Source organism: Curvibacter fontanus, from assembly GCF_054780335.1.
Window position 1 is genome coordinate 80,521 of the sequence record NZ_BAAGWN010000047.1, and the last position, 14,803, is coordinate 95,323.

The 14,803-nt window shown below is 63.2% G+C and carries 15 protein-coding genes; 7 read left to right on the plus strand and 8 right to left on the minus strand.

Features of this window, described 5'->3' with window-relative positions:
• The first annotated feature begins 3 nt into the window (after positions 1 to 3).
• Genes ACYVH8_RS17265 through ACYVH8_RS17275 form a run of 3 tightly spaced genes read left to right on the plus strand, consistent with a single transcriptional unit; the run spans position 4 to position 2,653 of the window.
• Positions 4 to 801, plus strand: coding sequence for a cysteine hydrolase family protein (locus ACYVH8_RS17265; protein ID WP_460490053.1), 798 nt, complete (start codon positions 4 to 6; stop codon positions 799 to 801).
• Entirely contained in the window at positions 801 to 1,988 is a 1,188-nt protein-coding gene (locus ACYVH8_RS17270; RefSeq protein ID WP_460490054.1) for an amidase, read from the plus strand. The genes ACYVH8_RS17265 and ACYVH8_RS17270 overlap by 1 nt, the downstream gene beginning before the upstream one ends.
• Entirely contained in the window at positions 1,985 to 2,653 is a 669-nt protein-coding gene (locus tag ACYVH8_RS17275) for a TetR family transcriptional regulator (protein WP_460490055.1), read from the plus strand. Before ACYVH8_RS17270 ends, ACYVH8_RS17275 begins: the two co-directional genes overlap by 4 nt.
• Before the next feature lie 14 nt (positions 2,654 to 2,667).
• Here the strand turns inward: ACYVH8_RS17275 and ACYVH8_RS17280 are convergent, their stop codons facing one another.
• The 4 genes from ACYVH8_RS17280 to atzF are packed head-to-tail and all read right to left on the minus strand — an operon-like array spanning position 2,668 to position 7,100.
• Complete coding sequence (locus ACYVH8_RS17280) at positions 2,668 to 3,489, minus strand: ABC transporter ATP-binding protein (protein ID WP_460490056.1); 822 nt, start codon at positions 3,487 to 3,489, stop codon at positions 2,668 to 2,670.
• Positions 3,486 to 4,319, minus strand: a complete 834-nt coding sequence (locus ACYVH8_RS17285) for an ABC transporter permease (protein WP_460490057.1) — start codon at positions 4,317 to 4,319, stop codon at positions 3,486 to 3,488. The genes ACYVH8_RS17280 and ACYVH8_RS17285 overlap by 4 nt, the downstream gene beginning before the upstream one ends.
• 4 nt (positions 4,320 to 4,323) lie before the next feature.
• Positions 4,324 to 5,340: an ABC transporter substrate-binding protein gene (locus tag ACYVH8_RS17290; protein WP_460490058.1), complete on the minus strand. Its 1,017-nt coding sequence runs from the start codon at positions 5,338 to 5,340 to the stop codon at positions 4,324 to 4,326.
• Between the two features lie 20 nt (positions 5,341 to 5,360).
• Positions 5,361 to 7,100: an allophanate hydrolase gene (atzF, locus tag ACYVH8_RS17295; protein ID WP_460490059.1), complete on the minus strand. Its 1,740-nt coding sequence runs from the start codon at positions 7,098 to 7,100 to the stop codon at positions 5,361 to 5,363.
• A gap of 317 nt (positions 7,101 to 7,417) precedes the next feature.
• Here atzF and ACYVH8_RS17300 point away from each other — a divergent pair, with 317 nt between their 5' ends.
• The 4 genes from ACYVH8_RS17300 (at position 7,418) to ACYVH8_RS17315 (ending at position 10,812) form a co-directional block, all read left to right on the plus strand.
• Positions 7,418 to 7,786 carry a hypothetical protein gene (locus tag ACYVH8_RS17300; protein ID WP_460490060.1) on the plus strand — a complete coding sequence of 123 codons (369 nt, stop codon included), beginning with the start codon at positions 7,418 to 7,420 and terminating at the stop codon, positions 7,784 to 7,786.
• 70 nt (positions 7,787 to 7,856) lie between these two features.
• Positions 7,857 to 8,636, plus strand: a complete 780-nt coding sequence (locus ACYVH8_RS17305) for a hypothetical protein (protein ID WP_460490061.1) — start codon at positions 7,857 to 7,859, stop codon at positions 8,634 to 8,636.
• Between the two features lie 146 nt (positions 8,637 to 8,782).
• Positions 8,783 to 9,442 (plus strand): response regulator transcription factor, encoded by a 660-nt coding sequence (locus ACYVH8_RS17310; protein ID WP_460490062.1) that lies wholly within the window; start codon positions 8,783 to 8,785, stop codon positions 9,440 to 9,442.
• Positions 9,442 to 10,812 carry an ATP-binding protein gene (locus ACYVH8_RS17315; RefSeq protein WP_460490063.1) on the plus strand — a complete coding sequence of 457 codons (1,371 nt, stop codon included), beginning with the start codon at positions 9,442 to 9,444 and terminating at the stop codon, positions 10,810 to 10,812. Before ACYVH8_RS17310 ends, ACYVH8_RS17315 begins: the two co-directional genes overlap by 1 nt.
• 253 nt (positions 10,813 to 11,065) lie before the next feature.
• Here ACYVH8_RS17315 and ACYVH8_RS17320 read toward each other — a convergent pair whose 3' ends face one another.
• From ACYVH8_RS17320 to ACYVH8_RS17335, 4 genes are all read right to left on the minus strand, one after another.
• Complete coding sequence (locus ACYVH8_RS17320) at positions 11,066 to 12,559, minus strand: AMP nucleosidase (protein WP_460490064.1); 1,494 nt, start codon at positions 12,557 to 12,559, stop codon at positions 11,066 to 11,068.
• 51 nt (positions 12,560 to 12,610) lie between these two features.
• Positions 12,611 to 13,171 carry a dihydrofolate reductase family protein gene (locus ACYVH8_RS17325; protein WP_460490065.1) on the minus strand — a complete coding sequence of 187 codons (561 nt, stop codon included), beginning with the start codon at positions 13,169 to 13,171 and terminating at the stop codon, positions 12,611 to 12,613.
• 73 nt (positions 13,172 to 13,244) lie between these two features.
• Positions 13,245 to 13,601: a hypothetical protein gene (locus ACYVH8_RS17330; protein WP_460490066.1), complete on the minus strand. Its 357-nt coding sequence runs from the start codon at positions 13,599 to 13,601 to the stop codon at positions 13,245 to 13,247.
• 135 nt (positions 13,602 to 13,736) lie between these two features.
• Positions 13,737 to 14,738: a response regulator gene (locus tag ACYVH8_RS17335; RefSeq protein WP_460490067.1), complete on the minus strand. Its 1,002-nt coding sequence runs from the start codon at positions 14,736 to 14,738 to the stop codon at positions 13,737 to 13,739.
• Positions 14,739 to 14,803: the final 65 nt, after the last annotated feature.

The window sequence follows — 14,803 nt, forward strand, 5'->3', positions numbered from 1 at the left end:
ACGATGAAACGTCACCCCTACCTGCCCGACAACCGCCCCAAGGGCAGCCTCGGCCTCGGTCACCAGTACTACTGGGTCGCGAACGAAAGCGAAGTCGACATGTCGGTCGCGCCGCCCGCCCCGGTGCGCGCGCACATTGCTGCACAGCCGCAAAACGTGGTGCTGGACCTGCGCCGCACAGCCATCGTCATCATCGATCTGCAGAACGACTTCTGCGCCAAGGGCGGCTGGGTCGATTCCCTGGGCCTGGACTACACGGCCGACCGCACGCCGATCGAGCCCTTGCAAAAGCTGCTGCCCGCGCTGCGCAAAGCCGGCGTTCCCGTGATCTGGGTCAACTGGGGCAACCGCCCCGACCTGGCCAATATGCCGCCCAACCAGATCCATCTCTACGACAACGGCGGCGCCGGCGTGGGCCTGGGTTACCCCCTGCCCGGTGGGGGCGGCAATGTGCTGGAGAAAGATGCCTGGGCCGCTGCCGTGGTGGACGAGCTCAAGCCGGTCGAAGGCGACTACTGCGTGGACAAGCACCGCATCAGCGGTTTCTGGGACACGCCGCTGGACAGCATGCTCAAGAACCTGGGCATCAAGAGCATCCTCTTCGCAGGCTGCAACACCGACCAGTGCGTGCTGCACACGCTGACCGACGCGAACTTCCTGGGCTACGGCTGCGTGATGCTGGAAGACTGCTGCGCCACCAGCTCGCCTGCCTTCTGCGCCGAGGCCACGGTCTGGAACGTGAAGAAGTGCTTCGGCTTCGTGACCGACTCCACACAGGTGCTGCAGGCGCTGCCCAAGTGATGCTCGCATCGTCATCCCCTTCTGGCACCTTCGTGCCCGGGCCGCGCGCGCTGCGCGAGCCCAGCGGTGCGGGCGTGCTGGACGGGCTGCGCTTGGCCGTCAAGGACCTGATCGATGTGGGTGGCACCCCCACCACCTGCGGCAACCCCGACTGGGCGGCCAGCCATGCGATACCGACACAGGATGCGCCCTGCGTGGCGATGCTGCGCGCCGCGGGCGCGCGCATCGTCGGCAAGACCGTCACCGACGAACTCGCTTTCAGCCTGGAAGGTGAGAACGCCTTCCACGGCACACCGCGCAACCCCGCGGCGCCGGACCGTTTGCCCGGTGGTTCCTCCAGCGGTTCCGCCGCGGCGGTGGCTTGGCGCGAAGCCGACCTCGCCCTGGGCACCGACACGGGTGGCTCGGTGCGTGTGCCTGCTTCCTTCTGCGGTGTGCACGCCATGCGCCCCACCCATGGTCGTATCTCTCTGGCCGGCGTGCTGCCCTTCGCCGAGAGCTACGACACCGTGGGCTGGTTCGCGCGGGATGCGGCCCTGCTGCGTAAAGCCGGCGAGGTGCTGCTCGGCACGCAGGGCCAGGCTGATGCCCCGCCCCTGCGCCTGTGCATGGCCGAAGACGCGCTGGCCTTGACCGAGCCCGCGGTAGCGCAAGCCCTGCGCGCCTGGGCGCAGACGAAAGGCATCACGGCAACGCGCGAGGCTTTTGTGCGGCCCTGGCGCGAAACGCAGGAGGCTTATTCCTTGCTGCAGGGTCTCGAGATCTGCGCAGCGCTGGGCCCGTGGATACGCGAGCGGCGACCGACTTTCGGCCCCGCCATCGCCCCGCGCTTCGAAGTTGCGCTGGCGCTCGACCCCATCATGGAAGCACCCTGGCGCTACTGGCGTGACGAGATGACGCGCGAACTCGTGCAGCGTATCGGACCGGACGAAGCCTGGCTGCTGCCCGCCGCGCCCGGTGTGGCCCTGCCGCTCAATGCCAGCGGGGAGCAGCGCGGCGCTTTTTACGAACGTGCCCTGGCCCTCGGCGCCCTGGCCGGTCACGCCGGCCTGCCGCAGATCGTGCTGCCGCTCTTGCAGGTGGAGGGCCTGCCCGTGGGCGTCTCCTTCATCGCCGGCCCCGGGCAGGACGAACGCCTGCTGGACCTGGCCGTGGCCCTCACACCAACGCATGGGAGGATGCCTTGACATTGGTTTCACCCGGCCGCCAAGCGGCCAAGAAAAAAACACCCGCCAGGCGGGACCCGGTGGCCGCACGCACGCGCCTGCTGCAAGCCGCCGTGGACGAGTTTTCCGCGCACGGCTACAGCGGCGCCCGCACCGACCGCATCGCGCAGAGCGCCGGCACCAACATCCGCATGCTCTACCACTACTTCGGCGGCAAGGACGATCTCTACGTCGTGGTGCTGGAGACCGTGCTGGCCGATCTGCGGCACGACGAACTGCAGCTCGACGCCGAGGCCCTGCCCCCGATGGAGGGGCTGCTGCGCATCTTCGATTTCGTGGCCGGCCACTTCGCCGCCCACCCGCAGCTGCGCAAGCTGCTGGCCTTCGAGAACCTCAACGAGGCCCGGCACCTGGCGCGCTCGGGCCGGATACCGCAGATGGCCTCGCCGGTGCTGAACCTGATCCGCAAACTGCTCGCGCGCGGCGCGGCCACGGGCGAGGTGCGCGCGGGCGTGGACGCCCTGCACCTCTACGTGGCCATGGTCAGCCTGTCCTACTACGGGCGCGCCCATGCCTTTACCCTCACACGCATCTTCAACAAGGACTTGCAGAAACCCGCCTGGCAGCGCGCGCACCTCAAGCTCACCCGCGCCATGGTCGAGGCTTACCTCGCACCCGAAGACTGAACGGGCGATGCACATCAGCGCCTCACCTCGCGCTGGAAGATTTCGAGGCTGAGCCTCTTGGTGCGGATGAAACTCGGCTCGCTCAGCGTTTCCACGGTGCGCGGCCGCAGATCGTTGTAGGGCAGGATCTCGGCCACCCTGGTGGGGCGCTTGGTCAGCAGCAACACCTGGTCGGCCAGGTACACCGCCTCTTCGAGGTCGTGCGAGACCAGCAGCATGGTGGTGCCGGTCTGCATGAAGACCTCCTGCAGCTTCTCGCGGATGAACAGCGTCATCTCGAAGTCCAGCGCAGAGAAGGGCTCGTCCAGGAACAGCACCTCGGGCTTGGGTGCAAGCGCACGCATGATGGACGCCGTCTGCTGCTGGCCACCGGACAACTCATACGGATAGCGGTTCAGGTCGAACTTGACGTCGAAGCTCGCCACCAACTCGGCCATGCGCCGGTCCACCTCGGCCTTGCTCCTGCCTTCGAGCTTGAGCGGGTAGGCGATGTTGTCGATGGTGCGCATCCAGGGGAACATGGCCTCGCGGTAGTTCTGGAAGACGTAGCCGATCTTGGTGTCCTTGAGCGACTTGCCATCGAACAGGATTTCGCCGCTGTCGATGGGGACGAGCCCGGCGATCATGTTGATCAGTGTGGACTTGCCGCAGCCGTTGGGCCCGAAGACCGAGACGATCTTGCCCTTGGGGATGTCGAGGTCGAAGTTCTCGTACAGCGGCCAGCCCGCGAAGTACTTGCTCAGGCCGCGGATGGTGATGTGGGTGCCGGCCGGGCCGGGCTTGAAGGGCGGCACCGGGACGTCGGCGACAACTGGTGCATTCAGCACAGCGCTCATCTTCCGCTCCAGTGAACAATTCTTCGTTCAGCGACCAGGAACAAAATATTCAGCGCATAACCCAGAACGCCCGCGGACAGGATGGACGCGTACATGTCACGCACATTCATGACCTGCTGCGAATTGATGATGCGGTTGCCCAGCCCGCTGTCCGAGCCGATGAACATCTCGGCCACGATCACGATCACCAGGGCCATGGACACCGCCGAGCGCAGGCCCACGAAGCTGGGCTGCAGGCTTTCCCAGACCAGCACGTCCTTGAAGATCTGCCAGCGCGAGGCGCCCATGACCTTGGCCGCCATCACGCGCTGCTTGCGCGCGTTGATGACCCCGTAGGCGCTGTTGAAGACCACGATGAGCAGGGCGCCGAAGGCGGCGATGGCCACCTTGTTGATGTCGGACACACCGAAGATCATCAGGAAGAGCGGGATCAATGCCGAGGACGGCGTGGAGCGGAAGAAGTCGATCAGAAACTCCACGCTGCGGTAGGCCTTCTCCGCGCTGCCCAGCACCACGCCCAGGGGCACGCCCACCACGGCCGCGATCAGGAAGGCCTGCGCGGTGCGCCACAGGGTGACCACAAAGTCCTTGAGCAGCGGGCCGCCGGCCAGGCCGTTGATCAGCGTGGTCACGGTTTCGGCCGGGGGCGGCAGCAGGATGGCCTTGATGGCGCCGAAGCGCACCGTGAGGTCCCAGACGATGAAGAGCAGGACCGGGCCGATGAAAGGCAGGGCCTTGCCCCAGGCGATCTTGCGGGGCGCGGGGGCCGCGGGGGCCGCCGCCCATGGGGCGGCCGTTGCGGGCGCGCTGGCTGAGGTGGGGGCGCTCATGTCATCAGCCCTTGTAGAGCATGGTGTCGACCATCAGGCGCGAGGAGAAGATGCCCTTCTCGGCGAACAGGTCGAAGAACTTCTGGAAGTGGGCCACGTCGGCCGGCTTGAATTCGTTGTACATCATGTAGGCCGCCAGCGGCACTTCGGCGGTCAGCGCGCCTTCGATGGCGGTGTAGCCCTTGAGGTACTGGCGCGCTTCCACGTTCTGGGCGCGCACATAGGCCACGCCCTTGCCGTAGGCGGCGATGAACCTCCTGGCCTCTTCCGGGTGCTTCTTGATGAAGGCCGAGGACAGCGAGGCCGAGCCGCCGAACCAGGGCGCCATGGCATCGCCCAGCACATATTTCGAGATCACCCCGGCTTCGAGCACACGCGTGGTACCGTTCAGGCGGCCGATGGTGCCGGTGGGCTCCAGGGTGTAGCAGCCGTCGAGCTGGCCCGCGGCGAGTGCGGCCACGTGCTGGCCGATGGGCAACTCCACCACCGTGGCGCCGCTGGCGCCGCCACGCTCCAGGATGGTCTTGGCCAGGGTCACGTTCTGGATGCCAGGGCCGGAGCCGATGCGCTTGCCCGCGAGATCGGCCATGGTCTTGGCCGGGCTGGCCACCGGGACGATGATCTCGTCCAGCACGTTCTTCACATTGCTGGGGTTGGAGCAGAAGATCTTGAAAGTGCCCGGTGCCGCCAGTTCACCGATGGCGATATTGGCCGAGCCCGTGCCGTTGGCCGTGCCGTCGGCGCGGTCGGACAGCACGGCTTCCATCACCTGCTGGGCGCCCGCGAAGCGCAAGGCCTCCACGTCCAGGCCGGCTTCCTTGAAGTAGCCCTTCTCGATCGCCGCGTAAAACGGCAGGCCGGCCGCAATCGGCCAGTAGCCGATGCGGATCTTGGGGCCGCTCTGCGCGCGCACCAGGGCCGGTGCGCCCAGTGCCGCCAGCGCAAGGCCGGCGCCGCCCGCCTGCATGAGCTTGCGGCGCGTCGTGGTGGCGGACAGGGGGGTGGGTGTCGTGGCTTTCATGGAGCGCTCCTGCAGAGTGGTTAAGGGAAGGGATGGGTCAGTGGGGCCTGCGCAGCCTGGAGCGATACCAGGTAGGCGCGCCAGCCGCCGAAATGCGTGATGTCCAGCGCGCCCTGCAGGGCCTGCGCTTCGCACAGGAAGCCCTGCACGCTGCTGCCGTCGGCCAGCTGCAGCGTGCCGATGCCCAGGGGCGCGGGCACGAGGGCGACGAAGGAGCCGTAGTGTTCAACGGGCATCTCCCAGAGCTCGAGCTTGATGCGCGCGCCCTCACCCGGCGCCACACGCAGCAGGCCGGGTTTGGGCGGCACGGTTCCGGCCAGGGCGTAGAAACGGTAATCGGGCGCGGTCTCGGTGGCCGCGAGCAGGCGCGCGCCGCGCTCGCTCAGCTGGCTGTTGAGCGGCATGCCTGAGAGGTGGGCGCCGACCACGGCCACTTTCACCGTGGCGCGCGGGCGGATGCCGGGGATGGGCAGGGGCGCGGGCAGCCGTTCGCCGGTGGCGCCCTGCGTGAGACCGGTGGCGTGATGGAAACGCTGGCCCAGCTCGGCCAGCTGCCAGTCGCTGGCGCAGGGGCCGATCAGCGTGATGCCGAAGGGCAGGCCGTCCTTGCGGATGCAACTGGGCACGGACAGTGCCGCGTAGTCCAGCAGATTGACGAAGTTGGTATAGGCGCCGAGGTTGCGGTTGAGCACCACGGGGTCGGCCAGCATCTGCGCGATCGTGTAGTGCGTGGGCGCCGTGGGCACGCACAGCAGGTCCATGCCCTTCCAGACTTCGGCAGCGCGCTGGCCCAGGGCGCGCAGGCGGGTCTGCGCTTCGTACAGATCGGCCGCGCTGTAGGCCTTGCCCTTGCCGATGATGCCGCGCACCGGCTCCATGACCTCGGCCTCGTGCGCGTCGAAGAAGGGGCGGATGGCCGCGTAGCGTTCGGCCACCAGGGCGCTTTCATACAGCAGCGCGGCCGTCTGCGCGAAGGGCGAGAAGTCGATGCGCACCTCCACGCCGCCCAGCGCACGCAGCCGCACCAGCGCCGCCTGGTAGGCCGCAGCCGCCTGGGTATCGCCATGGAAGGTCAGCTGGTCTGGCACACCGAAGCGGAAGGCCGCAGGGAAAGGCTGCGATGCCAGTGTGAGTTCGCGCGAGTACGGGTCCAGCGGGTCGTAGCCCCGCGCGGCGTCCAGCACCTGCGCCGCCAGGCCCACGCTGCGCGCGAAGATGGACACGCAGTCCACACTCTGCGCCGCGGGCAGCACACCGCGTGTGCTGATCAGGCCCTTGGAGGGTTTGAGCCCGACGATGTTGTTCAGGCCCGCAGGCACCCGGCCCGAACCGGCGGTGTCCGTGCCCAGCGAGAAATCGGCCTGCCCCGTGGCCACCACATAAGCCGAACCCGAGCTGGAACCGCCGGAGACATAAGAGGCATCGAAAGCATTGGGCACCGGCCCCCAGGGCGAACGCGTGCCGTTCAGGCCGCAGGCAAACTGATCCAGGTTGGTCTTGCCCAGCAGCGATGCACCAGCCGCGAGCAGCTTGTGCACCACGGCCGAATGCCCGGCGGGCTGGTAGGCAAAGGGTTTGCAGGCCGCCGTGGTGGGCAGGCCGGCCGCGTCGATGTTGTCCTTGACGGCAAAGCGCAGACCACTCAGCGGCCCGGCCCCACCCGGCAACGCCGTCTCATAACGGGAGATCCAGGCCTGCGCTGCGCCAAGGGCCTGGGCCTGCCGTTCGGCACCGGGAACTGGGTTTGTGAGCCGCACCATCTTGTTGCATTCGATCTTGTATACATGTAGACATGCAACATGTATGCCAAGTCGGAGAAACAGCAAGGCTTGTACGGAAAAAGAACCAAGGCGCCAGGGCCATCGGGGCTGCAGCCTTATTAGCCATGGCACACGCTCGAAACAAGACCGGAGACGTGCGCACGCCCCACAAGCCGTTTCAAAGTTAATTTCAGATTAATCTTTCGCCAATTTCCATCTAATCCTAGAGATTTACCCTACCAGAGCTGGCTATTGGCTGGCTTCAATTCCGTCGGCCGTCACCGGCTGTGCACGGTATAACTCTGAAAGGAACTGAAATGAAAACCAAGCTGATCACTGTAGCTATTGCCACCCTTGGCGCAATCATTGGAACTGCCCAAGCACAGATGGCTACTCCCACCACCCCTGTGGCGACCCCTCCTCGCGCTGACGTGGTCGTTGCTCCCAGAAATTCGCAACAGCTGAACCGAGTGGAGCGGATGGAAAAGCACGAACGCCATGATGCGCACGTTGAGAAGACCGAGCGCCCCGAGCACATGGAGCGTCATGAGCGCCACGAACGTGTCGAAAAAGCCGAGCGCCCTGAACGCATGGAAAAAATCGAGCGCCCTGAACGTCTCGAAAAAGCCGAGCGTCCTGAGCACATGGAAAAGATCGAACGTTCGGAATACCGAGCCGCGCGCTAAAGCCATCTCCAACATTTGAAAATGCCGATCACCAGTGTGATCGGCATTTTCTTTTAAACAATCTACGATCATGCGATCATTCAATAATCGACACGCCCTCTCACTTCTGATCGTGAGCGCCTCTTGTCTTGCATATGCGAAAGCCGCAGAGGTGACTGGGATATTAGGTCTTGACTACTCTCAGGGCGAATACGGAACAAACTCAACAACCCGACAATGGGCAGCCCCCGTTGGTTTGAAATACGACTCGAATTTTGGTTATGCCAAAATCTCAACTGCGTTCTTAGCTGTATCCAACGTCAATCCAAATGCACAAGGTGAGGCGCTTCCCTGTGGGAATGCTGCATCCACGAGCAAGGATGTCCAAGGCCTTGGCGATACGACCGTCTCGCTTATGAAGCACGTGCAGGATACGGGGTCCTTCCAGTTCGATATAGGAGCGAAAGTCAAATTTGCCACCGGCAATGTGGATAAGTGCCTCTCCACGGGAAAAAATGATTTTTCTCTCCAAATGGATGGATTCAAGCAAATCGATAGCGCAGGTCTTTTTGGTACTTTGGGGTGGACTTACAAGGGCAGGCCGGAGGTTAGCGGTCAAACGATAGATTACAGGAACCCCCTCTACTTCAGCCTGGGAGCGTCGAAGCAACTGAGTGGTCAGAACTCCGCTGGCATATCTTTCGACTACCGTGACAAGCTGCTTGACGGTCGAAGCACGCTCCAGGAGCTGACCATTTTTGGCGTGCATCGCGTCAATCAGCAACTTCGCTTGCAACCGTATGTGATGAAGGGGTTTACCACATCAAGCCCAGCGGTAGGGGTCGGAATCAATGTACTGAATAGCTTCTAATTGAGTCGATCGTTTCCAACCCAACGACGACTTGGATTTCGCATCTGAGCAGAGTTGTTCAACTTGACGGCTGGCCATTGAATCTTCACCCCCATAAACGAGCTGGACAGCACACGAATATAGATGGTTAATAAATAGACACTCTTATGAAATCCAAGTTGCTCTTGGTTGAAGATGACGAGGACTTGGGCGCCGGTCTAAAGCGGGCTTTAGAGTTGCACCACTATAGGGTCTGCTGGGAAATGAGCGGCGCCGCGGCCATCAACGCCGCGTCCTCTCAGCGTTTTTCTGCCTGCGTACTGGATCTAGGCCTTCCCGATCTTGATGGCGGAACGATCATTCCCGATCTGCGACATCTGGATTCATCAATGCCGATTCTTGCGCTTACCGCTCGTGATGCCCTACGGGAAAAGGTTCGGGTCCTGAATCTTGGCGCCGACGACTACATTGTCAAACCTGTCGAACTGGATGAGTTGGTCGCCAGACTTCAGGCCGTTTCTCGCAGAGCGGCGAAAGTTGAGCCCAGCCTGATCAGCATTGACGGATTGGTGATTGCAACCGAGAGCCGATCAGTCACCGTAGGCGGCCGCGATGTCTCCCTGACCACAAGGGAATTCGACGTCTTGTTCATGCTCGCAAAAGCGCAGGGCAAGGTGGTGGCGCGTGAAACGATTCATTCAGCTCTTGAGAAATGGTCCGATGAGCGAGACAGCAACATCGTTGATGTTCACATTCACAACATAAGAAAAAAGATTGGGTCTGACTACATCCTTACCATTCGCGGCATCGGTTACATGATGAAGTAATGAAAATGAAAATCCTGAGATCTCTTCATGCGCGTCTGATCTTCATTCTGCTCAGTCTCTCTGTTTACGTCTGGCTGGCCGCGGCAGTTTTGACGACGTTTGATACGCGGCACGAATTGGATGACCTTCTCGACAGCCATCTTTCCCTTGTTGCATCCACCTTGCTAGCGGGAGTAACGGCATCAGTCCCCGACCATGAAGTTGATGCCCCCTCCCTGCATCGCATGGCTCCGAAGATTGCCTTCCAGGTTTTCATCAACCAGTCGCTTGCCGTTCATTCTATGAACGCACCCCATGCACCGCTATCTGACGTTGCCAGTGGTTTCAGCACAGTGGTGCTTTCTGATGGCGCTCAGTGGAGAGTATTTGGAAGCAACAGAAACGACGGCAACATGCAAGTCTTTGTGGCCGAACAACTGTCCGCACGAGCCGATATCCTCATGTCGGTATTAAGGAGCATCTTGTGGCCCATAGGTATTGCGTTGCCCGTCTTGATTGGCGGCAGCTGGTGGGCTGTCCGGATCGCCCTGTCACCATTTAGGCGCCTGCGCGAAGCGCTCGCACAAAGAAAGTCTATGCGCGCCGGACAAATCGAGTTTCTGGATGCGCCTAGCGAAATCGGACCACTTGTGGATGAGTTGAATGGCTTGCTCAGTCAACTCCAAGACAAAATTGAACACGAACGCCAGTTCACTGCGGACGTGGCGCATGAGCTGAGAACCCCGATTGCAGCCATCAAGATCAATTTGGATGTCTTGGAAGCGCAGCTAGCGTCCTCTGACGCCAACACAAATGTTGTCAAAGCACTCCAACGGAGCATGCATCGCACGATCAGGCTCATTGACCAGTTGCTTGAGCTCAGCAGGCTGGATGCCGAGCAAGACGGTCAGATCTCGTGGGATACAGATCTCATAGCCACTGTTGAAGATGTCGCGGTCGAGCTGACGCCTCGTACGCGGGAGTGGAGCCAGAACCTGGCATTTGACCGTCCGGAGAATGAAGAGGGTTTTGTAGTCAAGGGACGGCCCGAACTTTTGGCCAGTCTCATCCGCAATCTCGTTGACAACGCCTCCAAGTACGCTGGCAAGGAGGCAACCATCCGGCTTGAAGTCGGAAGAATTGGAGGGCATGTGTTTGTCGTGGTTGAAGATAGCGGCCCGGGGCTATCACTTGCGGAGCAGGCACGGCTTGGAACCCGATTCTTCCGCGGCGCAAGAAATCCAGCAATCGGCAGTGGGCTGGGCTGGTCGATCATTTCGAAGATTGCTCGACAAACTCAAGGACGGATCAATTTATCGACATCACCCAATCTGGGCGGACTGCGGGTTGAAGTGTATTGGGATAGCAGTTCTGAGCAGCAGCGTGTGTGATCATCACCCAGACTACGCCACCGCACATGTTCAATATTGCGTCACCTGATTGTTCACGCGCTTGGCTACTCGGATGTGAATAAGTTTGCAGACGCCCCTGTTTCTTGAGCTCCTTTCGTCGAGCGTTCCTTCCGAAAAGCCAAGGCCTATCCGCTGGCGTAATGCAGGCCGCGGCCCCTGCAGTCAGCAACGAAGATTCGGCAGCGAAGTCGACGCGAACATCTAAGCCGAGTGCTTGAAGGGACCGATCCACCTACTGAAACGCCACTTCCGCAAAACTCCGCAGCTTGCGGCTGTGCAGCTGGTTGATGCCGCCTTCACGCAGCAGCTCCAGCGCACGGATGCCGATGCGCAGGTGCTGGTCCACGCGCTCGCGGTAGAAGTGGTTGGCCATGCCGGGCAGCTTGATCTCGCCGTGGAGAGGCTTGTCGCTCACGCACAGCAGGGTGCCGTAGGGCACGCGGAAACGGAAGCCGTTGGCGGCGATGGTGGCGCTTTCCATGTCCAGGGCCACGGCGCGGCTCTGGCTGAAACGGCGCTGGGGCTGGTTGTCGGGCAGCAGCTCCCAGTTGCGGTTGTCGGTGGTGGCCACCGTGCCCGTGCGCATGATGCGCTTGAGCTCGGCGCCGCGCATCTGCGTCACGTCGGCCACGGCCTGCTCCAGGGCCAGCTGCACCTCGGCCAGCGCGGGGATGGGCACCCACAGGGGCAGCTCTTCGTCCAGCACATGGTCTTCGCGCACATAGGCGTGGGCCAGCACGTAGTCGCCCAGCTGCTGGCCGTTGCGCAGGCCGGCGCAGTGGCCCAGCATGAGCCAGGCGTGCGGGCGCAGCACGGCGATGTGGTCGGTGATGTTCTTGGCATTGGCCGGGCCCACGCCGATGTTGACCATGGTGATGCCGTTGCCGTCCGGGCGCACCAGGTGGTAGGCCGGCATCTGCGGCAGGCGCGGCGGGGCCTTGCCCAAGGCATCACCCGGCTGCGCGGCCTCACCCACCCGGCGTGTCACCACATTGCCGGGTTCGATGAAGGCGCTGTAGTCGCTCCGGGCGTCCTGCATGAGTTCATGGCCCAGGCGGATGAACTCGTCGATGTAGAACTGGTAGTTGGTGAAGAGCACGAAGTTCTGGAAGTGCCCGGGCACCGTGCCCGTGTAGTGGCGCAGGCGGTGCAGGGAATAGTCCATGCGCTGCGCCGTGAACAGCGACAGGGGCCAGGGCCGGCCGGGCTGCGGCTCGTAGGTGCCGTTGGCAATGCCGTCGTCCATGGCGCCCAGGTCGGGCAGGTCGAACCAGTCGCGCATCATCTGCCGGCGCTCGGCGCTGAGGTCGCCCTCGATGTGGTCGCTCTCGGCAAAGGAGAAGTGCACGGGGATGGGTTGCTTGCTGGTGGTCACCTCCAGCCTCACGCCGTGGTTGAGCAGCAGCAGGCGGAACTGCTCCAGGTAATAGTTGCTGAACAGGTCGGGCCGCGTGAGCGTGGTCTCGAACACGCCCGGCCCCGCCACGAAGCCGTAGCTCAGCCGTTCCTGCGCGCCGGCCGCCTGACGCAGCACGGTCTCGGTCCGGATGCGCACCAGGGGGTAGAAGGCGCGCACCGGGCCGGCACTGTCGTCCCCGGCCACGAAACGCTGCATGCCCGCGCGCAGGTGGGCGATGCTGCTGTCATAGATGCGGTACACATGGGCCAGGGCGGCGGCCGCGTCGGTGAACTCTTGCGGGGCGATCAGGGGTGGGAGATGGTGCATACGGAAACATTGTGCCTTGGCCCAAAGACAGGGGGCGCGGCACGGCCCGGCTCAGGCCGCGGGCTTGGGCACCGTGTAGCGCAACTCGGCAAAACCCGTGCCGACCTGGCGCACGGACTCCAGCTTCAGCGGCGGACTCGTGAGCCGGCGCGGGAACAGGGGCTTGCCCTGGCCCAGCGTCACCGAGCCGATCTGGACGATGACTTCGTCCAGCAGACCCGCGTCGTAGAACTGCCCCGCCAGATCGCCCCCGCCCACCACCCAGAGGTTCTTGCCGCCCGCCGCCTTGAGCATGGCGGCATGCACGGGGCGCACATCCCCCTGCACGAAATGCAAATTGGCGCCGGGGATGGCCGGCAGCTTGCGGCTGGAGAAGATCCAGGTCGGCTGCGCGTAGGGCCAGGGCGAGCCGGTCTCGGCTGTCACGGTCTGCGTGTGGCGCAGCATCCAATCGTAGGTGGACGAACCCATGGCCAGGGCGCCGACTTCGGTGATGAAGGCCGGGTAACTCGTGTCGTTCACATTGCCCAGGGGGAACAGCCACTCCAGGGAGTTGTCTTCAGTGGCGATGAAACCGTCGAGGCTGGTGGCGGTGTAGTACTGGGTTTTCATGGGGCAGCAGTACGGAACGAAGAAATATAAATCGCCGGACGTTTGATGTGAGGGAGCTAAGTCGCCCGACCTTCTAGAGAGCTGAAAGTGTGAAAAGAGGCCAGACCACGCCGCAGACAGCAGCAAAGAGCGTGAGGAACAGCGCTGCATACCAGCGGATACCGGATTGAATTACCGGTGGCAACCAACCAATCAGCTTGCTTGATGGTCGCATATTGCCTCGCTCGGGGTGAAACCAAATGCATGCACATAGGACAGCCCAGGGAAGGCCGACCAACGGACCAGCCAACGCAAAAGCAGCGATGCCTTTGGAGCCGGAAAAGCTGACTGTTGCGACAATGACCACCATTGCTGCGATGGCCAACGCCAAGAACCACCAACGAATAGGAAAGAGACGTTCTGCTGCCTTGGAATAGAAAGTCGGTGTCATTGGTGGGAGCCTGACCTAATGTGGACCGCATATGTGCGGTTGAAAACGAGGCAAGAAACCCCGCAAAGCTGCCACCGATTCTAGAGAAAGGCAAGTCAGCGCCTATCCCCCAAAAGGGTCACCTCACCACAGTCCTCAGCCCTCGAACTGCGGATGCAACTGCCGTATCCGCCCCAGGGCCAGCGCCGCCGCCGCCGTACGCGTCTCCACGCCCAGCTTGGCGTAGACCCGTTCCAGATGCTTCTTCACCGTCATGGGGCTGCTGCCCAGGATGTCACCGATGTCGCGGTTGATCTTGCCCTTGATGACCCAGTAGAGCACCTCGGCCTCCTTGGCCGTGAGGCGGAAGCTCAGGGAGATGGCCTCGATGACGCTTTCGTCCGAGGCCTCCTGCATGATGAGCAGCCAGTCGCCACCGGTGTCGGGCGCGCCGGCATCGTCGTTGCGCTGGTGCAGGCGGAAGGTCAGGCGCTTGGGGCCCTGCGCCAGCGACAGGCGCGGTGGCTCGGCCAGGGTGTCGCCGCGGGCCTGCACCTCGGCCAGGTGGGCCACGCTGCGGTGCAGCCAGGCCAGCACGGGCTCGGGCACCTTGGGGCCGCTGGCGCCGTAGTAGCGCTGCAGCAGCTCACGCGCCAGCGGGGTCTGCCACATGAGGCGGCCGTCGCCCAGGCGCACGGTGATGCTGGCGTAACCGAAGGCGTCGAGCGCATTGCGCGCCTGGCGGCGTTCGAGCGCGCCCTGCAAATGCACCTGCATGCGGGCCAGCACTTCCTTCGGCCGTATGGGTTTGGTCACGTAGTCGGTGCCGCCGGCCTCCAACGCGGCCACCAGGTGCTCGGTCTCGGTCAGGCCCGTCATGAAGATGATGGGGATGTGGGCGGTGGCGGGGTCGGCCTTGAGGCGGCGCGCGACTTCGAAGCCGTCCATGCCGGGCATCATGGCGTCGAGCAGCACGATGTCGGGGCGGGCCTGCACGGCGCGCTGCAGGGCCGAGGCGCCGTCCAGCGCCACCAGCACGGTGCAGCCCGATTCGTCCAGCGCGTCGTGCAGCAGAGAAAGGTTGTCGGGCACGTCGTCGACGATCAGCACCACGTCGCTGTGCACGCGGTTGAGGGCCTGGTCCAGGGTGTCGTTCATTTGACCGTGTCTTGAGAAAGAGATTTGCTGAACAAGTCCGTTCGCGTTGAGCCTGTCGAAACGCA

Bases quoted from the DNA above. Each gene is read 5' to 3' on its own strand.
- ACYVH8_RS17265 (WP_460490053.1), top strand. From the start codon at position 4: ATGAAACGTCACCCCTACCTGCCCGACAACCGCCCCAAGGGCAGCCTC.
- ACYVH8_RS17270 (WP_460490054.1), top strand. From the start codon at position 801: ATGCTCGCATCGTCATCCCCTTCTGGCACCTTCGTGCCCGGGCCGCGC.
- ACYVH8_RS17280 (WP_460490056.1), bottom strand. From the start codon at position 3,489: ATGAGCGCTGTGCTGAATGCACCAGTTGTCGCCGACGTCCCGGTGCCG.
- ACYVH8_RS17285 (WP_460490057.1), bottom strand. From the start codon at position 4,319: ATGAGCGCCCCCACCTCAGCCAGCGCGCCCGCAACGGCCGCCCCATGG.
- ACYVH8_RS17290 (WP_460490058.1), bottom strand. From the start codon at position 5,340: ATGAAAGCCACGACACCCACCCCCCTGTCCGCCACCACGACGCGCCGC.
- atzF (WP_460490059.1), bottom strand. From the start codon at position 7,100: ATGGTGCGGCTCACAAACCCAGTTCCCGGTGCCGAACGGCAGGCCCAG.
- ACYVH8_RS17300 (WP_460490060.1), top strand. From the start codon at position 7,418: ATGAAAACCAAGCTGATCACTGTAGCTATTGCCACCCTTGGCGCAATC.
- ACYVH8_RS17305 (WP_460490061.1), top strand. From the start codon at position 7,857: ATGCGATCATTCAATAATCGACACGCCCTCTCACTTCTGATCGTGAGC.
- ACYVH8_RS17310 (WP_460490062.1), top strand. From the start codon at position 8,783: ATGAAATCCAAGTTGCTCTTGGTTGAAGATGACGAGGACTTGGGCGCC.
- ACYVH8_RS17315 (WP_460490063.1), top strand. From the start codon at position 9,442: ATGAAAATGAAAATCCTGAGATCTCTTCATGCGCGTCTGATCTTCATT.
- ACYVH8_RS17320 (WP_460490064.1), bottom strand. From the start codon at position 12,559: ATGCACCATCTCCCACCCCTGATCGCCCCGCAAGAGTTCACCGACGCG.
- ACYVH8_RS17325 (WP_460490065.1), bottom strand. From the start codon at position 13,171: ATGAAAACCCAGTACTACACCGCCACCAGCCTCGACGGTTTCATCGCC.
- ACYVH8_RS17330 (WP_460490066.1), bottom strand. From the start codon at position 13,601: ATGACACCGACTTTCTATTCCAAGGCAGCAGAACGTCTCTTTCCTATT.
- ACYVH8_RS17335 (WP_460490067.1), bottom strand. From the start codon at position 14,738: ATGAACGACACCCTGGACCAGGCCCTCAACCGCGTGCACAGCGACGTG.